Origin of the sequence: Streptomyces sp. BR123 (genome assembly GCF_013401435.1) — a bacterium.
GTDB lineage: Bacteria > Actinomycetota > Actinomycetes > Streptomycetales > Streptomycetaceae > Streptomyces.
Window position 1 is genome coordinate 1 of record NZ_JACBGN010000135.1, and the last position, 18,674, is coordinate 18,674.

The following is an 18,674-nucleotide window of genomic DNA, read 5'->3' on the forward strand; positions in this document are numbered from 1 at the left end:
GCGGGGGGCCGTGGGCCGCGTGGTGGGCCATATCCGGTTGCGGAGGCGTACGCCACTGGCGAAACCCACAGATCAGGCGCCGCAGGCGATCAACAATTTGTGGAAGTCGACGATATCTGCGGGCCCTCACACGGGCGTTCAATTCCGGACACACGCCGAGACGCCGCCGGTAACACAGCGGGGCTTCGATTCACGTGAAGCACTGCCGACCCCGGCGGACCAACGGGACAACGACGACTCCGCGCGGGGACAACCAGCTTCCTCTCGTTCACCACTCCTTGAAGGGCAAGGCCGATGGCACGTGTCGCCGCCCGGCTCTCCGCCGACGGAGAGCAGAGCACCCACCCGGTCGACGAGGTGCTCCCCGTCCCCAAACTCGCCCTGTACGGCTTCCAGCACGTGCTCGCCTTCTACGCCGGTGCGGTGATCGTCCCGATCATCGTGGGCGGCGCCCTGAAGCTGAGCCCCGAAGACCTGGTCTACCTGATCAACGCGGACCTGTTCACCTGCGGTATCGCCTCCATCGTCCAGGCGTGGGGCATCGGCCGGATAGGCGCCCGCCTCCCGCTGATCCAGGGCGTCACCTTCACGGCGGTCTCCCCGATGATCGCCATCGGCCTCGGCGCCGGCGGCGGCACCGCGGCCCTCCTGGTGATCTACGGCGCCGTCATCACGGCCGGCATCGCCACCTTCGCCTTCGCCTGGCTGCCCGCCAAGGCCTTCCGGGCGGTGATGCGGCTGTTCCCGCCGGTCGTCACCGGCACGGTGATCACGGTCCTCGGCATCGTCCTGCTGCCGGTCGGACTCAACGACGCCGCGGGCGGCCTCGGCAGCCCCGACTTCGGTGACCCGAAGCACTTCGCCTACGCCGGCGGCACGATGCTCTTCATCCTGGTGCTGATGAAGCTGGGCAGGCCGTTCCTGTCCTCGATCGCCATCCTGCTCGGCCTGGTCGGAGGAACGGCCGTCGCCTTCCTCCTGGGGGACGCGGAGTTCGGCAGCGTCTCCGACGCGGACTGGATCGGCGTCACCACCCCCTTCCACTTCGGGGCGCCGAAGTTCGAGTGGTTCCCGATCGTCCTGATGCTCATCGTCATGCTGATCACCATGGTCGAGACGACCGGTGACACGTACGCCGTCGGCGACATCGTCGGAAAGGAGGTCGACAGCGAGACCGTGGCCCGCGCCCTGCGGGCCGACGGCGCGGCCACCGCCCTCGGCGGCGCGCTCAACTCCTTCCCGTACGTGGCCTTCGCCGAGAACGTCGGCCTCGTGCGGATGACCAGGGTCAAGAGCCGCTTCGTGGTCGTCGCGGCCGGCGTGTTCATGATCATCCTCGGTCTGCTGCCGAAGGCCGCCGCGATCGTCGCCTCCGTCCCGCACGGCGTCCTCGGCGGAGCCGCGACCGTCATGTTCGCCATGGTCGCCCTGGCCGGCATCCAGACCCTCGCCAAGGCCGACCTCAAGGAGGAGAAGAACGCGCTGGTCGTGGGCGTCTCCCTGGCCTTCGCCCTGCTCCCGGCGACCGTCCCGGTGCTCTTCAAGGAGCACATGGACCCGGACCTCTCCTCACTGCTCAACAGCGGCGTGACGCTCGGCGCCACGGCCGCGATCGTGCTCAACCTGGTCTTCAACGGCCTGGCCGGGGACGACGCGCACACCGCCGCCCTCCCGGCGGGGCTCCCCGCCCAGGCGGCCGCCCCGGCTGCCGCGGCTGCCGCCCCGACCGCTCCCGCCGGGCCGGAGGCCGAAGCCGAGGGCGAGCCGGACCCCGAGGGTGCGCCCGCACCCGCCTCCTGACCCTCCCGGGGCGGCGGCCTCCGCCCGGGCCGGGTGCCCGGGCGGGGGTCGCCGCCCCCGCACAGGCGACAATGGGCGCATGAGCCTGTACCGCGACGACGGCATCGTGCTGCGCACCCAGAAGCTCGGGGAGGCGGACCGCATCATCACGCTGCTGACCCGAGGCCACGGACGGGTGCGGGCCGTCGCCCGCGGCGTGCGGCGCACGAAGTCGAAGTTCGGCGCGGGGCTGGAACCTTTCTCCCACGCCGACGTGCAGTTCTTCGCCCGCGGCAGCGAGCTCGTCGGCCGCAGCCTGCCGCTGTGCACCCAGACCGAGATCATCGCCCCGTACGGCAACGGCATCGTCACCGACTACGCCCGCTACACCGCCGGCACCGTGATGCTGGAGACCGCCGAGCGGTTCACCGAGAACGAGGGCGAGCCTGCCGTCCAGCAGTACCTGCTGCTCATCGGGGCCCTGCGCACCCTCTCCCGCGGCGAGCACGCCGCGAACCTGATCCTGGACGCCTTCCTGCTGCGCTCGCTCGCGGTCAACGGCTACGCGCCCAGCTTCGACGACTGCGCGAAGTGCGGTATCCACGGCCCCAACCGGCACTTCTCCGTCTCCGCGGGCGGGGTCGTCTGCGGGGACTGCCGGGTGGCCGGCAGCGTCGTACCATCAGCTGAGGCCATCGGGCTGCTCAGCGCCCTGCTGACAGGGGACTGGGCGGCCGCCGACGCGGCGGAGCCGCGGTACGTGCGCGAGGGGAGCGGACTCGTCTCCGCCTATCTGCACTGGCATCTGGAGCGCGGGCTGCGCTCCTTGCGTTACGTAGAGAAGTGACCGAGATCGGAGACCACAGCGCCATGGCAGTACGCGGATTCCTGGGACGCTCCCGCCGCGAGTACACGCTTCCCGAGCCGCACCCCACCGGTGCCCGGCCGCCGAAGATCCCGGGCGAACTGGTCCCGGAGCACGTCGCCATCGTGATGGACGGCAACGGCCGCTGGGCCAAGGAGCGCGGCCTGCCGCGCACCGAAGGCCACAAGGTGGGCGCCGAGCGGGTCCTGGACGTCCTCCAGGGCGCGATCGAGATGGGCGTCCGCAACATCTCCCTCTACGCCTTCTCCACCGAGAACTGGAAGCGTTCGCCCGACGAGGTGCGCTTCCTGATGAACTTCAACCGCGACTTCATCCGCAAGACCCGCGACCAGCTCGACGAGCTCGGTATCCGGGTTCGCTGGGTGGGCCGGATGCCGAAGCTGTGGAAGTCGGTGGCCAAGGAGCTCCAGATCGCGCAGGAGCAGACCAAGGGCAACGACAAGCTGACCTTGTACTTCTGCATGAACTACGGCGGCCGCGCCGAGATCGCCGACGCCGCCCAGGCCCTCGCCGAGGACGTGAAGGCCGGTCGGCTGGACCCGTCGAAGGTCAACGAGAAGACCCTCGCGAAGTACCTGTACTACCCGGACATGCCGGACGTGGACCTGTTCCTGCGCCCCAGCGGCGAGCAGCGCACCTCCAACTACCTGATATGGCAGAGCGCGTACGCCGAGATGGTCTTCCAGGACGTCCTGTGGCCGGACTTCGACCGCCTCCACCTGTGGCAGGCCTGCCTGGAGTACGCCCAGCGCGACCGCCGCTTCGGCGGCGCCGTCCCGAACCAGGTGGAGACCCCCACCTCCGCGGGGTGACCGGACACGCCTGGGCTTCCGTGTCGTGAACACGGAAGCCGGGGCGGTGGCGGGGGCCGGGCTGCCCGTCGAGGTGTACTACGGGGCGGCCCGCCGCGACGCACGCGAGGCATTGCGCGTCCGCCTTCTGAAAACGCCCTGGGGCCGCCGGGAGCTGCCGTTGTGCCTGATGGTGGGAACGCCGGTTCCGCCGCTGCTCGGCCTGCTCCTGGCCGGGCCCTCGGCGGATCCCGTGGACCTGGCGGGGATCGGGCTCCTGCTCGCGTTCGCGTACTGGGCAACTGCATTCCGGCGCCTCGCGCGCCACATGTACGCCTGGGCGTCGGAGCACGACGAGTACCGTTGCACGGTCGCCGCCACCGGGATGTGCGCAACCACCGGCCGGACGGGACCTCGGCGCTCACCACGTGGGATCAGCTCGTCGGCTGGACCGAGACCCGCAGCCTGTTCGTCTTCCGGTACCGGGAGAACGGCGACCTGGCCTGGCTGCCCGAGCGCGGCACGCCCACCCCGGCCGAGCTGGACCTCGTACGGCAGACGATCGCCGGGAATCTGCCGCGCCTGTAGGGCTCCGCTGCCATGCACATGCAGGGTGTGGGGGCGGCCGGGCGGCTGATCCCCGAGCGCGGCGTCCGGGAGTCCTGGGACGTGGACCGGCTGCGGGCGCTCCCGGACGCCCGCCTGCGCCGTCTCCGGCCGTGGCGGGCCCCGGAAGCCGGACCGGGCGCTCAGGAGGCGGCAGCGGCCGCGCAGTCGGCGCAGGTGCCGAAGATCTCCACCGTGTGGGCGACGTTCACGAAGCCGTGCTCGGCCGCGATCGACTCCGCCCACTTCTCCACGGCCGGGCCCTCGACCTCGACGGCCTTGCCGCAGCCGCGGCAGACCAGGTGGTGGTGGTGGTCGCCGGTGGAGCAGCGCCGGTAGACGGACTCGCCGTCGCTGGTCCGCAGCACGTCGACCTCTCCGGCGTCGGCGAGGGACTGGAGCGTGCGGTAGACCGTGGTCAGGCCGACGGAGTCGCCGCGGTGCTTCAGCATGTCGTGCAGCTCCTGGGCGCTGCGGAACTCGTCCACCTCGTCCAGTGCCGCAGCGACGGCTGCCCGCTGCCGGGTGGACCGTCCTCGTACTGGCGCGGTATTCGTCTCGCCAGGAGCAGTCGTCACCGGTTCCTCCTCGTATCGGCCTGGGCCCATTGTGCCAGGCGCGCCGGTGCCCTCAGCGCTCCGCGGGAGGTGCCGCGACGGTCCGGCGATCGTCCCCGGCCCGGTCGTGTCTCATCGCGCGGTTCCCCGCGCCCCTTCGGTGCTGCCGCACCGCCCTCGGCTCTGCCGCGGCTGCTCAGATCCTCACGTCGTCGCGGGCGCCGTCCTGCGGGCAGACGTGCCCGTCCCGGGCCGCGGCCGCCGCCCGGGCCCGGCGGCGGGCCAGCGGGGCGGACAGGGCCGTCATGGCGACGAACACGGCGATGGCGAGCAGCACGATCGTGGCGCCGGAGGGCGCGTCGATGTAGTACGTCGCGGCGGTGCCGGTGAGCGACACGGACACGCCGATCGCGATCGCCAGGCCCAGCGTGGCGGCGAAGCCCCGGGTCATCCGCTGCGCCGCGGCGACCGGGATCACCATCATGGCGCTGACCAGCAGCAGTCCGACGATCCGCATGGCGACGGTGACGGTGACCGCCGCGGTGACGGCGATCAGCAGGTTCAGCGCCCGCACCGGCAGTCCGGTGACACGTGCGAACTCCTCGTCCTGGCAGACGGCGAAAAGCTGCCTGCGCAGGCCGATCGTGACGGCGACGACGAACGCGGCGAGGGCCACCATGGCGGTGACGTCCGCGGTCGAGACGGTGGTGATCGAGCCGAACATGGCGCTGATCAGGTTGGTGGTGGAGCCGCCCGGCGCCATGTTGATGATCAGGACGCCGCCGGCCAGGCCGCCGTAGAAGAGCATGGCGAGCGCGACGTCGCCGCTGGTCTTGCCGCGGGAGCGGATCAGCTCCATGCCGACCGCGCCGAGGACGGCGACCAGGGTCGCCATCCACACCGGGCTGGCCTGGAAGAAGAACCCGAGGGCGACACCGGTCATCGCCACGTGGCCGAGGCCGTCGCCCATGACGGCCTGCCGCCGCTGGACCAGGTAGGTGCCGATGGCGGGCGCGGTGATGCCGACCAGGGCGGCCGCGATCAGGGCCCGCTGCATGAAGGCGAGGTCGAAGAGTTCCATCAGCTCAGCAGTCCCGTCCGGAGCGGCTCGGCGTCGTGCGCCGCGTGGGGGTGTACGTGGTCGTGGCCGGGCAGGGCGTGCTGTCCCACGGCCTCCGGCGGGGCTCCGTCGTGGACGACGCATCCGTCGCGGAGGACGACGGCCCGGTCGATCAGCGGCTCCAGAGGGCCGAGCTCGTGCAGCACGAGGAGGACCGTGGAGCCGGCGGCGACCTGCTGCCGCAGGGCACCGGCCAGGACCTCCTGGTTGTCCAGGTCCACGCCGGCCATCGGCTCGTCCATGATCAGGAGTTCGGGCTCCACGGCGAGCGCGCGGGCTATCAGCACCCGCTGGTGCTGGCCGCCGGAGAGGGCGCCCACCGAGGCGGACGCGTACGGGAGCATGTCGACCAGGTCGAGGGCGCGGTCCACGGCGGCCCGGTCGGCAGCGCGGGGGAGGCCGAACCGGCGGCGGGCCAGCCGACCGGAGGAGACCACCTCGCGGACGGTGGCCGGGACCCCGCTGGCCGCGGTCGTGCGCTGCGGTACGTAGCCGACCCGGGACCAGTCGCGGAAGCGCCGGAACTCGGTGCCGAACAGGGAGAGTTCGCCGGAGAGCAGCGGGACCTGGCCGACGACGGCGCGCACGGCGGTGGACTTGCCGGAGCCGTTGGCGCCGAGCAGGGCGACGACCTCGCCGCGGCGCACGGTGAGGTCGACGCCGCGCAGGACGGGGCGTGAGCCCAGCGAGGCGGTGGCGCCGCGCAGGGATATGACGGGGGTGTCCGCTTCCGCGGCTGCCGGCGTGGGATCCATGGTTCGCGCCTCCGTAACTGCCATCACTTGGTTCCGAGAGCCTTCTGGAGGTTCTTCAGGTTGGAGCGCATGACCTCGAAGTAGTCGGAGCCCTGGGACGTGTCGGTGATGCCCTCGACGGGGTCGAGGACATCGGTCTTCAGGCCCGTGTCGGCGGCGAGGCTCTTGGCCGTCTTGTCGCTGGCCAGGGTCTCGAAGAACACGGTGGAGACATTCTCCTTCTTCGCGAGCTCCTGGAGTTCCTTCATCCGGGCGGGGCTCGGCTCGGACTCGGGGTCGACGCCGGAGATGCCCTCCTGGTCCAGGCCGTAGCGCTCGGCGAGGTAGCCGAAGGCGGCGTGGGCGGTGATGAAGGTCCGGGACGCGGTGTTCTTCAGGCCGTCGTTGAACTCCGTGTCGAGCGCGGTGAGTTTGCCGACCAGCTCGTCGGTGTTCTTCCGGTAGTCCGCCGCGTGGACGGGGTCGGCCTTCTCCAGGGCCGCGCCGACGCCCTTGGCGACCTCGGCGTACTTCGCCGGGTCGAGCCAGATGTGCGGGTCGCCGCCGGCCTCGCTCTTGTCGTCGGCCTGGTCGTGCTCGCCGGAGTGGCCCGGCACGCCCTCGCCCTCGCCCTGGTGGCCGTGGTCGTGGCCGGCGGAGTCGTGGGCCTCCAGCTCGGTGAGGGAGGCGGCGTCGACGACGTTCTTCACGCCGGACTGGGCGACGGCCTTGTCGACGGCGGGCTGGAGGCCCTTGAGGTAGACGACCACGGCGGACTCGGCGAGCCGGCCGGTCTGCTTCGGGGTGATCTCCAGATCGTGCGGTTCGACGCCCGGCTCGGTCAGGGAGGTGACGGCCACGTGCTCCTTGCCGATCTGCTCGGCGAGGAACTGCATCGGGTAGAACGACGCCGTCACGGCGAGCTTGCCGTCCTTGCCGCCGCCCGAGGCGGCCGCCCCGGAGCAGGCGGTGAGGGCCGTGGCGGCGAGGGTGACGGCTCCGGCAAGGGCGGCGGTGGGTATGAGGCGTCGTCGTACGTTCATGACATCCATTTTCATCAAAGATGGAAACCGTTGTCAAAAACCCAGGTGGTGGAGGTCGGGCGGACCGTGAAAGGGGATACCGATTTGAAAGGGAGGGTGCGGGCGCCGCTACTCTGAGGCATTCGCGTTCGTCCTCGTCATGAAGAGAGCACCGTGGCCGCCGACAAGATCGAAACCATCGTCAGCCTGAGCAAGCGCCGTGGCTTCGTTTACCCGTGCAGTGAGATCTACGGTGGCTCCAGGGCTGCCTGGGACTACGGTCCGCTTGGTGTTGAGCTCAAGGAGAACATCAAGCGCCAGTGGTGGAAGGCGATGGTCACCGGCCGTGAGGACGTCGTCGGCATCGACTCCTCCGTGATCCTGGCCCCCGAGGTGTGGGTGGCCTCGGGCCACGTCGCCACCTTCTCGGACCCGCTGACCGAGTGCACCTCCTGCCACAAGCGTCACCGCGCCGACCACCTGGAAGAGGCGTACGAGGCCAAGCACGGCCGCCTCCCCGAGAACGGCCTGGCCGACATCAACTGCCCCAACTGCGGTGTGAAGGGCCAGTTCACCGAGCCGAAGCAGTTCTCCGGCATGCTGGAGACCCACCTCGGCCCGACCCAGGACACCGGCTCCAAGGCGTACCTGCGCCCCGAGACCGCCCAGGGCATTTTCACCAACTTCGCCGTCGTGCAGACCTCCTCGCGCAAGAAGCCGCCGTTCGGCATCGCGCAGATGGGCAAGTCCTTCCGCAACGAGATCACCCCCGGCAACTTCATCTTCCGCACCCGCGAGTTCGAGCAGATGGAGATGGAGTTCTTCGTCAAGCCGGGCGAGGACGAGCAGTGGCAGGAGTACTGGATGCAGGAGCGGTGGAACTGGTACCGCGACCTGGGCATCCGTGAGGAGAACATCCGCTGGTACGAGCACCCGAAGGAGAAGCTGTCGCACTACTCGAAGCGCACCGCCGACATCGAGTACCGCTTCAACTTCGGCGGCAGCGAGTTCTCCGAGCTGGAGGGCGTCGCCAACCGCACCGACTACGACCTCAAGGCCCACTCCGCGGCCTCCGGTCAGGACCTCACCTTCTTCGACCAGGAGGCCGGTGAGCGCTACACCCCGTACGTCATCGAGCCGGCGGCCGGCGTCAACCGCGCCATGCTCGCCTTCATGCTCGACGCGTACAACGAGGACGAGGCCCCGAACGCCAAGGGCGTCATGGAGAAGCGCACCGTGATGCGCCTCGACCCGCGCCTGGCCCCCATCAAGGTCGCCGTCCTGCCGCTGTCCCGCAACCAGCAGCTGTCGCCGAAGGCCAAGGGCCTCGCCGCCGACCTGCGCAAGCACTGGAACATCGAGTTCGACGACGCGGGCGCCATCGGCCGCCGCTACCGCCGCCAGGACGAGATCGGTACGCCGTTCTGCGTCACCGTCGACTTCGACACCCTGGACGACAACGCGGTGACCGTGCGCGAGCGCGACACCATGAAGCAGGAGCGCGTCTCCCTGGACCAGATCCAGGCCTACCTCGGCAGCCGCCTGCTCGGCTGCTAGGTCCCGCTGGAACGGCCGGTGGCCCGGTGCGCGTGCTGCGCACCGGGCCACCGGCGTGTGGTGCGGGATCAGGCCGCGGCCGCTCGGTCGGCCTCCGCCTCGGCTGCCGCGGCACGGCGCTCGCCCTCGGCCTTCGAGCGCTTGCCGTAGTACGCGGTCCACAGCGCCAGCGCGCCGAGCACCCCGTAGACCATCACCGGGCTGAGGGTGACCATGGTGTCGGTGCTCAGCACGTAGGCCAGGACGACGCGCACGCCCGCCTCCAGGAGGTAGGCCACGCCCCACACCGTCGTCATCACGGTCATGGTGCGGCGGAAGCCCTCGAACTGCCACAGGCCGTTCCACCAGGCGGTGCTCTCCGGCGTCCCGTCGGTGGCGAACTTGCGGCCGAAGTAGAACATCAGCGGCCGCGGCGCGAGCAGCGTGGCCAGGCAGAGCAGGCCGAAAAGCCCGGTCACGCAGGAGTCCTTGACCAGCAGCGCGCGGGCCGAGTGCGCCCCGACCAGCGAGACGAGGGCCGTGATCGCCATGAACACCAGGGTGACGATGGCGAACTCGTCGAGCTTGCGGCGCCAGGCCACGCTGATTGCGCTGTCGAGGACGGGCCAGGCGCCGCTGACCAGCAGTGCGCCGAACTCGCTCCAGCCGTGGGCGCGCAGCTGGTTGTACGTGATGATCGGCGCCACCACGTTGAGGCCGATCGTCACGATCCAGCCCAGTGCGGTTGCGCCCCCGGACCGGGCCGGAGGCCCGGGTCGGACTGCCTGAGAGGTGTGAGCGGGCATCGTTTCCCCTTGGAACTTGCTGGTGAGTGCGGTGGGGGAACCGTAAAACTTGACCGGGCGCGAACAAGTATGGTGCGCCCAAAATGATCATCAAATCGACCGGAGCGGCCGGTTCTGGTCGAACTGAGCCGAGGCGCCCGAGGCGGGGAGGGGTCGCGTCAGGCCCGCAGACCCCGGACGACGAGGGCGGTGACCGCCTCGAACTCCTCGGTGATCGTGGGCGAGTTCCACTCGGCCGCGTACTGCGGGTCGTGGAACCGCCCGGTGGCGTCGAACACCGCGCGCGCGGCAGCCGGGACATCCGCGGCGGCGAGCGTGCCCGCCTCGACCCCGTCGGCGATGATGCGGCCCAGCTGCCCGATCAGCTGGCTCAGGTGGTGGTCGACCACCCCGCTGTTCTCGGCGAGCAGCACCGTGTACGTCGCGAACAGCTCCGGGTCGTCCCCCGCCTTGTGGCGCTTGGCGTCGAACAGGGCCTCCAGCCAGGCCTCCAACTTGGAGGGGGCGCTCTTGCCGGGAGCGGAGGCGATCCCCTCCAGGCGGTCGACGCTCTTCGCGAGCCAGCGTTCGGTCACGGCCTCGCGCAGCGCCGCCTTCGACGGGAAGTGCCGGTAGACACTGCCGTGGCTGACGCCCAAGGCGCGTGCCACGTCCACCACCGTGGCTTTGGTGGGGCCGTAGCGGCGCAGCACCTCCTCGGTGGTTTCGAGGATGCGCTCGGGGGTCAGGGGCGCGGCGGCAGCGGGTGACATGGATACGACCGTACAGCCGCCTCAGTGCTCGCTGTCGAGGTGGGCCATCTGGGCCTCCGGATAGCGCTCGCCCGCCGCGGCACCCGCCGGGACCGCGCCTTCGATGGCTGTGAGGTCGGCCGGCGCCAGCTCCACGTCCATGGCACCGAGTGCCTCGCTGAGGCGGTCCCGGCGGCGGGCGCCGACGAGCGGGACTATGTCCTCGCCGCGGGAGAGCACCCAGGCGATCGCGGCCTGGGCCACGCTGATGCCCCTGCCCTCGGCGACCTTGCGCAGCGCCTCCACCAGGTCGAGGTTGCGCTGGAGGTTCTCGCCCTGGAACCGGGGGCTCATGCCGCGGAAGTCGCCGGGGGCCAGCTCCCGGTCGCGCGTGAAGTGGCCGCTGATCAGGCCGCGGGAGAGGACCCCGTAGGCGGTGACGCCGATGCCGAGCTCACGGGCGGCCGGCAGGATCTCCTGCTCGATGCCGCGGGAGACCAGCGAGTACTCGATCTGCAGGTCCGCGATGGGCGCCACGGCCGCGGCCCGGCGCAGGGTGTCCGCTCCCACCTCGGACAGGCCGATGTGTCGCACGTGCCCCGCCTCGACGGCCTCGGCGATCGCACCGACCGTCTCCTCGATCGGCACGTCCGGGTCCACGCGGGCGATCCGGTAGATGTCGATGTGGTCCCGGCCCAGCCGCTGGAGCGAGTAGGCCAGGAAGTTCTTCACGGCGTCCGGGCGGCCGTCGTAGCCGGTGAAACCGCCCTCGACCGTGCGCAGCGCGCCGAACTTCACGCTGATCAGCGCCTGCTCGCGGGCGGCGGCCGGCGCGGTGCGCAAGGCCTCGTTGATGAGCAGCTCGTTGTGGCCCATGCCGTAGAAGTCGCCGGTGTCGAGCAGCGTCACGCCGGCGTCCAGCGCCGCGTGGACGGTGGCGATCGACTCGCTGCGGTCGGCCTCGCCGTAGAGCGCGGACATGCCCATGCAGCCGAGGCCGAGGGGGAAGACCTCGGGTCCGGTCGCGCCGAGGGTGCGAAGGCGGTGGTGGGCAGGGGTCGGGATGGTGTTCCGGTTGGTGTCCATGGAACGAGGATGGCATGACGGATGACAGATTTCAATATCTGTCACTCGTCATTGCCGTCATGGGGTGGGTGGACTGAGACCGGGTGCACCAGGGGCAGACGAGGCGGCGCGACGTTCGGGGCGGTGCTGTCGAGGCTGACCACGAACAGGCTCGTGCGGCAGATCGCCGGCACCGGCATCCTGCGGCGGCCGGCTCGGCTCCTGCCGGCTTCCGATAGTGCGCCTAACTAAAGAGATGTGTGCCGGCTGCCCGCTGGGCGACAATGGGGGGCATGACCACGCTCCCCCCGCCCCTCGCGATCGGCCCGCACACCGTGCAGCCCCCGGTGGTGCTCGCGCCGATGGCCGGCATCACAAACGCCCCGTTCCGCACCCTCTGCCGCGAGTTCAGCGGCGGCAAGGGGCTGTTCGTGAGCGAGATGATCACGACCCGGGCGCTGGTCGAGCGCAACGAGAAGACCATGCAGCTGATCCACTTCGACGAGACCGAGAAGCCCCGCTCGATCCAGCTGTACGGGGTCGACCCCGCGACGGTCGGCAAGGCGGTCCGCATGATCGTCGAGGAGGACCGCGCCGACCACATCGACCTCAACTTCGGCTGCCCGGTCCCCAAGGTGACCCGCAAGGGCGGCGGCTCCGCCCTCCCCTACAAGCGGAACCTGCTGCGCGCCATCCTCCGCGAGGCCGTCGCGGGCGCCGGCGACCTGCCGGTGACCATGAAGATGCGCAAGGGCATCGACGACGACCACCTGACCTACCTGGACGCCGGCCGGATCGCGGTCGAGGAGGGCGTCACCGCCATCGCCCTGCACGGCCGCACCACCGCCCAGCACTACGGCGGCACCGCGGACTGGGAGGCCATCGCCCGGCTCAAGGAGCACGTCCCGGAGATCCCCGTGCTCGGCAACGGCGACATCTGGTGCGCCGAGGACGCGCTGCGCATGGTCCGCGAGACGGGCTGTGACGGTGTGGTGGTGGGCCGCGGCTGCCTGGGGCGCCCGTGGCTGTTCAACGACCTCGTGGCGGCCTTCGAGGGGCGCCCGGAGGACTTCCGCCGGCCCGCGCTGCGCGAGGTCGCGGAGACCATGCACCGGCACGCGGAACTGCTGGGCGAGTGGATCGGCGACGAGACGCGCGGGGTGATCGACTTCCGTAAGCACGTGGCCTGGTACCTGAAGGGCTTCTCGGTCGGTTCCGAGATGCGCAAGAAGCTCGCGGTCACCTCCTCCCTGGCGGAGCTCGACGCTCATCTGAGCGAGCTCGACCTGGACCAGCCCTGGCCCGAAGGTGCGGACGGCCCCCGCGGCCGGACGTCCGGAAACAACCGGGTTGTCCTCCCGGATGGCTGGCTGAAGGATCCTTACGACTGCGCCGGCGTGGCCGAGGACGCCGAACTGGACACGTCCGGAGGCTGAGAATCAGCTGACAAACTATGCCGTCGCCAGCGTGACATACGCCACGCATGGGTGGGGTTGCGCTCACATGAGCGCGAAAAACGCGGCTAAGACTTCCAAAGGGTGGCACTGGGTGCCACCCTTTGTGCGTTCAACTCTTGAACGCAAATGTATCGATGATCGCTCATCCGAGCGCAATCAAGCCTCATGGAGGGTCTCATCCTTCGGGAGGTGAACGCTCTTCGCTGGTTCGGGCTACCTGTGAGTTACTTTCGATCCGGGGGCGCACGTGTGGTTACGGCCGCATGTCGGCCAAGTGGACGTACCCAGAAGCCTTCGATCTGGGTATGTTCCTCGCCGTCAGGGCAGCCACCGAGTCCTCGAGGAGTCGAGACCCGTGTCGGAAAACAAGAACCAGAAGTTCGTCTACGACTTCACCGAGGGAAACCGCGACCTCAAGGACCTTCTCGGCGGCAAGGGAGCCAACCTCGCCGAGATGACCAACCTGGGTCTGCCGGTCCCTCCCGGCTTCACCATCACCACGGAGGCCTGCAAGGTCTACCTCGAGAGCGGTGAGGCCCCGGCCGAGCTGCGCGACGAGGTCAGCGCCCACCTCGCCGCCCTCGAAGCGAAGATGGGCAAGAAGCTCGGCCAGTCGGACGACCCGCTGCTGGTCTCCGTCCGCTCCGGCGCCAAGTTCTCGATGCCCGGCATGATGGACACCGTCCTCAACATCGGCCTCTCCGACGCCTCCGTCGCCGGCCTCGCCGCCCAGGCCGACAACGAGCGCTTCGCCTGGGACTCGTACCGCCGCCTCATCCAGATGTTCGGCAAGACCGTCCTCGGCGTCGAGGGCGAGCTCTTCGAGGACGCCCTCGACGCGGCCAAGGCGGCCAAGAAGGTCACCGTCGACACCGACCTCGACGCCGCCGACCTGAAGAAGCTGGTCAAGGCCTTCAAGAAGATCGTGGCGAAGGAAGCCGGCCGCGAGTTCCCGCAGGACGCCCGCGAGCAGCTCGACCTCGCCGTCGAGGCGGTCTTCAACTCCTGGAACACCGACCGCGCCAAGCTCTACCGCCGCCAGGAGCGCATCCCCGGCGACCTGGGCACCGCGGTCAACGTCTGCTCGATGGTCTTCGGCAACCTCGGCCCGGACTCCGGCACCGGCGTCGCCTTCACCCGCGACCCCGCCAGCGGCCACCAAGGCGTCTACGGCGACTACCTGCAGAACGCGCAGGGCGAGGACGTCGTCGCCGGCATCCGCAACACCGTGCCCCTCGCCGACCTGGAGCAGCTGGACAAGAAGTCCTACGACCAGCTGATGCAGATCATGGAGACGCTGGAGACCCACTACAAGGACCTCTGCGACATCGAGTTCACGATCGAGCGCGGCCAGCTGTGGATGCTCCAGACCCGTGTCGGCAAGCGCACCGCCGGCGCCGCCTTCCGCATTGCCACCCAGCTCGTCGACCAGGGCCTGATCGACGAGGCCGAGGCCCTCCAGCGGGTCACCGGCCACCAGCTCGCTCAGCTGATGTTCCCGCGCTTCGACGAGGACGCCAAGAGCGAGCTGCTCGGCCGCGGCATCGCCGCCTCCCCGGGCGCAGCGGTCGGCAAGGCCGTCTTCGACTCGTACACGGCCGTCAAGTGGTCCCGCTCCGGCGAGAAGGTCATCCTCATCCGCCGCGAGACCAACCCCGACGACCTCGACGGCATGATCGCCTCCGAGGGCATCCTGACTTCGCGCGGAGGCAAGACCTCGCACGCCGCCGTCGTCGCCCGCGGCATGGGCAAGACCTGCGTCTGCGGCGCCGAGGAGCTCGACGTCGACACCAAGCGCCGCCGCATGACGGTCGGCGACCAGGTCATCGAAGAGGGCGACGTCGTCTCCATCGACGGCTCCACCGGCAAGGTGTACCTCGGCGAGGTGCCCGTCGTGCCGTCCCCGGTCGTCGAGTACTTCGAAGGCCGTATGCACGCCGGCGCGGACGACGCCGACGAGCTGGTCCAGGCCGTCCACCGGATCATGGCCTACGCGGACCGCGTCCGCCGCCTGCGGGTGCGCGCCAATGCCGACAACGCCGAGGACGCGCTGCGTGCCCGCCGGTTCGGCGCCCAGGGCATCGGCCTGTGCCGGACCGAGCACATGTTCCTCGGCGAGCGCCGCGAGATGGTCGAGCGCCTGATCCTCGCGGACACCGAGAGCGAGCGCGAGGCCGCCCTCGCCGAGCTCCTCCCGCTGCAGAAGAAGGACTTCATCGAGCTGTTCGAGGCGATGGACGGCCTGCCCGTCACCGTCCGCCTGCTCGACCCGCCGCTGCACGAGTTCCTGCCCGACATCACCGAGCTGTCGGTGCGCGTCGCCCTCGCCGAGGCCCGCAAGGACCACAACGAGAACGACCTGCGCCTGCTCCAGGCCGTGCACAAGCTGCACGAGCAGAACCCGATGCTCGGCCTGCGCGGTGTCCGTCTCGGCCTGGTCATCCCCGGCCTGTTCGCCATGCAGGTCCGGGCCATCGCCGAGGCCGCGGCCGTGCGCAAGGAAGCCAAGGGCGACCCGCGCGCCGAGATCATGATCCCGCTCGTCGGCACCGTGCAGGAGCTGGAGATCGTCCGCGAGGAGGCCGACGCGATCATCGCCGAGGTCGAGGCCGCCACCGGCACCGACCTCAGGCTCACCATCGGCACGATGATCGAGCTGCCGCGCGCCGCCCTGACCGCCGCGCAGATCGCCGAGGCCGCACAGTTCTTCTCCTTCGGCACGAACGACCTGACCCAGACCGTGTGGGGCTTCTCCCGCGACGACGTCGAGGCCAGCTTCTTCACCGCGTACCTGGAGAAGGGCATCTTCGGTGTCTCGCCGTTCGAGACGATCGACAAGGACGGCGTCGGCGCACTCGTCCGCAGCGCGGCCCAGGCCGGGCGGGCCACCCGCCCCGATCTCAAGCTCGGCGTCTGCGGCGAACACGGCGGTGACCCCGAGTCGGTCCACTTCTTCCACGAGGTCGGCCTCGACTACGTCTCCTGCTCGCCGTTCCGGATTCCGGTGGCGCGCCTGGAGGCCGGTCGCGCCGCCGCGGAGGCGACGGGCAGCGACAGCCGCTGAAGCCGGCCTGAGGCCCGCTGAGGGCCCCTGAGAGTCCGCCTGCCCCCGGGTTCCCTGACCCCCGAGGGCAGGCGGGCAATTCTTTGTTGTTCAACAAATCCTTACGCCAGCAGGCGGTGGACGGATCCCCACCCGTCCACCGCCTGCTGCCAATCCGCCAGGCACGTCGGCGCATCCCGGTGCGACCGACCGCCAGGCCCCGCAAAGCCCCCCACGGCCTTCACGGAGCGTTTCGGTCGCACTGGAGTGTGTCTGGCGGAGTACAGCATTTCGGTTGTCACGCCCCCGCCGAAAGGGGTTTCAACTGTGGCCGAAAGGGCGTGGTGACGTCGTGTGACGGCGTGCATACTCATGGGGCGGGGGGATTGCGGTTGCACAGGTGGGGGTTCGGTGCTGCGTATCCATTTCACTGGAGTGGACCTGGCACGCGTGCGGATGGCAGGGCGTCCCGATGCGTTGTGGGAAACGATTCTGAGTTTTCACCGCTTAAGAGACCGGCGTGATGCGCGGCTCTTCGGTGAATGGCGCACGGAAACGCGCAGCAGGTTGAATGCTGAAGCACGCTTGCTCGGCGCGCTCATACCGAGTCGTGGCTATTTCCCCGATTTCCTGACCCCCGTGGAGGGGCAGTACGGGTGGGACGTGGGCCTCGACGCGCTGCGCGGGCTGCACCCGGAGCGGATCCGGCGCGAGCTGGCCCTGCTCGGGTCGGGCGCTCGGGTGGGTGCGGCCTTCGGCATGCCCCCGGGCGCGGGCACGGGCACCGACTCGGGCGTGCCGCGGCGGCTGCGGGAATTCATGGACGACAGCACCAAGCAGCTTCCGAGGCTGCTGGCCGAGCTGCGCGGCTACCACCGGGCGGCCGTGGCCCCGTACTGGAACCACATCCAGGCCCAGATCGAGGCCGAGCGGGCCGCGCGCGGCCGGGCCCTGCTGGACGGCGGCGCGGACGAGCTGCTGGCCTCGCTGCCGCCCATGCTGCGCTGGCGGGCGCCGGTCCTGGAGTGCGACTACCCCGTGGACCGCGACGTGTGGCTGCGCGGGCGGGGGCTGCTGCTCCAGCCGTCGTTCTTCTGCCGGCGCACCGCCGTGACCCTGCACGACCCGGAGCTGCCCCCGGTGCTGGTCTACCCGGCCGCGGCGCAGTTGGCATCGGCGCCCACCGGAAGCGAATCGATTCGCCCTCTGGAGGAGCAGCGCCAGCGCACCCTGGGCAAGCTCGTCGGGCACACCCGCTCGGTGGTGCTGCGGGCCATCGGCGACGGGGCCACCACCAGCGAGCTCGCCCGCCGAGCCGGCGTCTCGCTGGCCTCCGCGAGCCAGCACGCCTGTGTGATGCGCGAGGCCGGGCTCGTGACCACCCTGCGCCGGGGGAACGCCGTCCTGCACACGGTGACGCCGCTCGGCGCCGCGCTCCTCAAGGGCGGCGCGGTGGCCTCGTAGCGCCCGCCGCCGCCTCCGCATCCGGGCCGTGCCGGCCCTGGTGCGGAGGCGGCGGCCCGGTGCGGGTTTCCGCCCGGAGGTGTGTGCGGAGCCCGCCCGGGGCGCCGTGTGCACCGATATCCGGTCTTCCGTGTTCGGAATCCGGCGCGAGCTCCGTCCTGCAGCGGCGATTTTCGGCCACTCGGGCCTCCCTCCCGGCGGGTGCCCGCAGGCCGCCACGGCACCCGCGTGCGTGCGCTGTGCGTGACCGGGCCCGGCGCGCGACGTGACGTATCCCGGACGAATCAGGGACCTTGAGCCCTGTTCGGCCCCCGCATCGGCGAGGATGCTGGGGCCATGGACGCTTCCGCCGCCGACCACGACATCCGCGGCCGCGCCGACCTCGAGGTCGTGCTGCGGCGCTTCTACACGGCTGCCTTCGCCGACGGGCTGATCGGCCCGTTCTTCACGGAGATCGCCGGCACGGACCTCGACGTCCACCTGCCCCGGATAACCGACTTCTGGGAGCGGGCCCTGTTCCGCAGCGCCTCCTACGACCGCGACCCCTTCGCCCCGCACGCCGCCCTGAACGCGGCGCGGGCCATGACCGCCGAGGACTTCGGCCGCTGGGTGCAGCTCTGGCGCGCCGCCGTGGACGGACTGCACCGAGGGCCCGTCGCGGAGCGGGCGAAGGCGATGGGCGAGCGGATCGCGCTGGCCATGCACCGGCGGCTGGCCGGGGCGGACGCCCCGCTGTCCCGCGAGGGCGGCACGGGCTACGTCCCGCTCGCCGCGCTGCGGCTCCGCTCGGCCGCCTGAAATCGGGCGCCCCAGGCGGGCGGCCCCACACCACCGTCTCCGCCCCTGCGGGGACCGGAGCACGCCGGGAGAGCCCGGGGATCGCGATGACCCCCGGGCTCTGCGGTGTGCTCCCGTACGCCGGGGTCCACCGGGAGGGAGCGCGCCACGGGCGGGGTAGCCACGCGACACCGAAGCCCGCCCGCACCTGCCGCCGTGGAGTGCCCCATGCGTCGTGGTCCCCTGCGCTCCCGCGCGCACGCGGCCGGTCCGGCCGCCCCTTCTTCCGTCCCCGCGTCC

Annotated in this window: 16 protein-coding genes; 9 read left to right on the forward strand and 7 right to left on the reverse strand. The window is 70.7% G+C overall.

Annotated elements, in window-relative coordinates; all coding sequences use genetic code 11:
* Nucleotides 1-294: 294 nt before the first annotated feature.
* The 4 genes from HYE82_RS20705 to HYE82_RS20720 all read left to right on the forward strand — a co-directional run bounded on the left by HYE82_RS20705 (nucleotide 295) and on the right by HYE82_RS20720 (nucleotide 4,044).
* Complete coding sequence (locus HYE82_RS20705) at nucleotides 295-1,800, forward strand: nucleobase:cation symporter-2 family protein (RefSeq protein WP_179175612.1); 1,506 nt, start codon at nucleotides 295-297, stop codon at nucleotides 1,798-1,800.
* A gap of 79 nt (nucleotides 1,801-1,879) precedes the next feature.
* Nucleotides 1,880-2,626, forward strand: coding sequence for a DNA repair protein RecO (gene recO, locus HYE82_RS20710; protein WP_179175613.1), 747 nt, complete (start codon nucleotides 1,880-1,882; stop codon nucleotides 2,624-2,626).
* A gap of 23 nt (nucleotides 2,627-2,649) precedes the next feature.
* Complete coding sequence (locus HYE82_RS20715) at nucleotides 2,650-3,477, forward strand: isoprenyl transferase (RefSeq protein WP_179175627.1); 828 nt, start codon at nucleotides 2,650-2,652, stop codon at nucleotides 3,475-3,477.
* A 366-nt stretch (nucleotides 3,478-3,843) separates the two neighbouring features.
* Nucleotides 3,844-4,044: a hypothetical protein gene (locus HYE82_RS20720; RefSeq protein ID WP_179175614.1), complete on the forward strand. Its 201-nt coding sequence runs from the start codon at nucleotides 3,844-3,846 to the stop codon at nucleotides 4,042-4,044.
* A gap of 161 nt (nucleotides 4,045-4,205) precedes the next feature.
* On the opposite strand, the gene HYE82_RS20725 is transcribed toward HYE82_RS20720, so the two are convergent.
* The 4 genes from HYE82_RS20725 to HYE82_RS20740 form a co-directional block, all read right to left on the reverse strand.
* Nucleotides 4,206-4,640, reverse strand: a complete 435-nt coding sequence (locus tag HYE82_RS20725; RefSeq protein WP_179175615.1) for a Fur family transcriptional regulator — start codon at nucleotides 4,638-4,640, stop codon at nucleotides 4,206-4,208.
* 175 nt (nucleotides 4,641-4,815) lie between these two features.
* Nucleotides 4,816-5,700 carry a metal ABC transporter permease gene (locus HYE82_RS20730; protein ID WP_179175616.1) on the reverse strand — a complete coding sequence of 295 codons (885 nt, stop codon included), beginning with the start codon at nucleotides 5,698-5,700 and terminating at the stop codon, nucleotides 4,816-4,818.
* Nucleotides 5,700-6,494 carry a metal ABC transporter ATP-binding protein gene (locus HYE82_RS20735; protein WP_179175617.1) on the reverse strand — a complete coding sequence of 265 codons (795 nt, stop codon included), beginning with the start codon at nucleotides 6,492-6,494 and terminating at the stop codon, nucleotides 5,700-5,702. Before HYE82_RS20735 ends, HYE82_RS20730 begins: the two co-directional genes overlap by 1 nt.
* A gap of 23 nt (nucleotides 6,495-6,517) precedes the next feature.
* The gene (locus tag HYE82_RS20740) at nucleotides 6,518-7,516 is read right to left on the reverse strand and encodes a metal ABC transporter substrate-binding protein (RefSeq protein WP_179175618.1); all 999 of its coding nucleotides are present in this window, start codon (nucleotides 7,514-7,516) and stop codon (nucleotides 6,518-6,520) included.
* A gap of 153 nt (nucleotides 7,517-7,669) precedes the next feature.
* On the opposite strand from HYE82_RS20740, the gene HYE82_RS20745 reads away from it, so the two are divergent.
* The gene (locus HYE82_RS20745; RefSeq protein ID WP_179175619.1) at nucleotides 7,670-9,052 is read left to right on the forward strand and encodes a glycine--tRNA ligase; all 1,383 of its coding nucleotides are present in this window, start codon (nucleotides 7,670-7,672) and stop codon (nucleotides 9,050-9,052) included.
* Between the two features lie 68 nt (nucleotides 9,053-9,120).
* On the opposite strand, the gene HYE82_RS20750 is transcribed toward HYE82_RS20745, so the two are convergent.
* The 3 genes from HYE82_RS20750 to HYE82_RS20760 all read right to left on the reverse strand — a co-directional run bounded on the left by HYE82_RS20750 (nucleotide 9,121) and on the right by HYE82_RS20760 (nucleotide 11,654).
* Nucleotides 9,121-9,837 carry a VC0807 family protein gene (locus tag HYE82_RS20750; protein ID WP_179175620.1) on the reverse strand — a complete coding sequence of 239 codons (717 nt, stop codon included), beginning with the start codon at nucleotides 9,835-9,837 and terminating at the stop codon, nucleotides 9,121-9,123.
* A gap of 158 nt (nucleotides 9,838-9,995) precedes the next feature.
* The gene (locus tag HYE82_RS20755; RefSeq protein WP_179175621.1) at nucleotides 9,996-10,589 is read right to left on the reverse strand and encodes a TetR/AcrR family transcriptional regulator; all 594 of its coding nucleotides are present in this window, start codon (nucleotides 10,587-10,589) and stop codon (nucleotides 9,996-9,998) included.
* Nucleotides 10,590-10,610: 21 nt separating this feature from the next.
* The gene (locus tag HYE82_RS20760) at nucleotides 10,611-11,654 is read right to left on the reverse strand and encodes an aldo/keto reductase (RefSeq protein WP_179175622.1); all 1,044 of its coding nucleotides are present in this window, start codon (nucleotides 11,652-11,654) and stop codon (nucleotides 10,611-10,613) included.
* A 272-nt stretch (nucleotides 11,655-11,926) separates the two neighbouring features.
* Here HYE82_RS20760 and dusB point away from each other — a divergent pair, with 272 nt between their 5' ends.
* From dusB to HYE82_RS20780, 4 genes are all read left to right on the forward strand, one after another.
* Entirely contained in the window at nucleotides 11,927-13,069 is a 1,143-nt protein-coding gene (gene dusB, locus HYE82_RS20765; RefSeq protein WP_179175623.1) for a tRNA dihydrouridine synthase DusB, read from the forward strand.
* Between the two features lie 376 nt (nucleotides 13,070-13,445).
* Nucleotides 13,446-16,154, forward strand: coding sequence for a pyruvate, phosphate dikinase (gene ppdK / locus HYE82_RS20770; RefSeq protein ID WP_179175624.1), 2,709 nt, complete (start codon nucleotides 13,446-13,448; stop codon nucleotides 16,152-16,154).
* Nucleotides 16,155-16,544: 390 nt separating this feature from the next.
* The gene (locus HYE82_RS20775) at nucleotides 16,545-17,597 is read left to right on the forward strand and encodes a helix-turn-helix domain-containing protein (RefSeq protein ID WP_179175625.1); all 1,053 of its coding nucleotides are present in this window, start codon (nucleotides 16,545-16,547) and stop codon (nucleotides 17,595-17,597) included.
* A gap of 336 nt (nucleotides 17,598-17,933) precedes the next feature.
* Entirely contained in the window at nucleotides 17,934-18,395 is a 462-nt protein-coding gene (locus HYE82_RS20780; protein ID WP_179175626.1) for a group III truncated hemoglobin, read from the forward strand.
* The last annotated feature ends 279 nt before the right edge of the window (nucleotides 18,396-18,674 follow it).

Bases quoted from the DNA above. Each gene is read 5' to 3' on its own strand.
- HYE82_RS20705 (WP_179175612.1), top strand. From the start codon at position 295: ATGGCACGTGTCGCCGCCCGGCTCTCCGCCGACGGAGAGCAGAGCACC.
- HYE82_RS20760 (WP_179175622.1), bottom strand. From the start codon at position 11,654: ATGGACACCAACCGGAACACCATCCCGACCCCTGCCCACCACCGCCTT.
- HYE82_RS20730 (WP_179175616.1), bottom strand. From the start codon at position 5,700: ATGGAACTCTTCGACCTCGCCTTCATGCAGCGGGCCCTGATCGCGGCC.
- HYE82_RS20715 (WP_179175627.1), top strand. From the start codon at position 2,650: ATGGCAGTACGCGGATTCCTGGGACGCTCCCGCCGCGAGTACACGCTT.
- HYE82_RS20780 (WP_179175626.1), top strand. From the start codon at position 17,934: ATGGACGCTTCCGCCGCCGACCACGACATCCGCGGCCGCGCCGACCTC.
- recO (WP_179175613.1), top strand. From the start codon at position 1,880: ATGAGCCTGTACCGCGACGACGGCATCGTGCTGCGCACCCAGAAGCTC.
- HYE82_RS20740 (WP_179175618.1), bottom strand. From the start codon at position 7,516: ATGAACGTACGACGACGCCTCATACCCACCGCCGCCCTTGCCGGAGCC.
- HYE82_RS20735 (WP_179175617.1), bottom strand. From the start codon at position 6,494: ATGGATCCCACGCCGGCAGCCGCGGAAGCGGACACCCCCGTCATATCC.
- HYE82_RS20750 (WP_179175620.1), bottom strand. From the start codon at position 9,837: ATGCCCGCTCACACCTCTCAGGCAGTCCGACCCGGGCCTCCGGCCCGG.
- dusB (WP_179175623.1), top strand. From the start codon at position 11,927: ATGACCACGCTCCCCCCGCCCCTCGCGATCGGCCCGCACACCGTGCAG.
- HYE82_RS20755 (WP_179175621.1), bottom strand. From the start codon at position 10,589: ATGTCACCCGCTGCCGCCGCGCCCCTGACCCCCGAGCGCATCCTCGAA.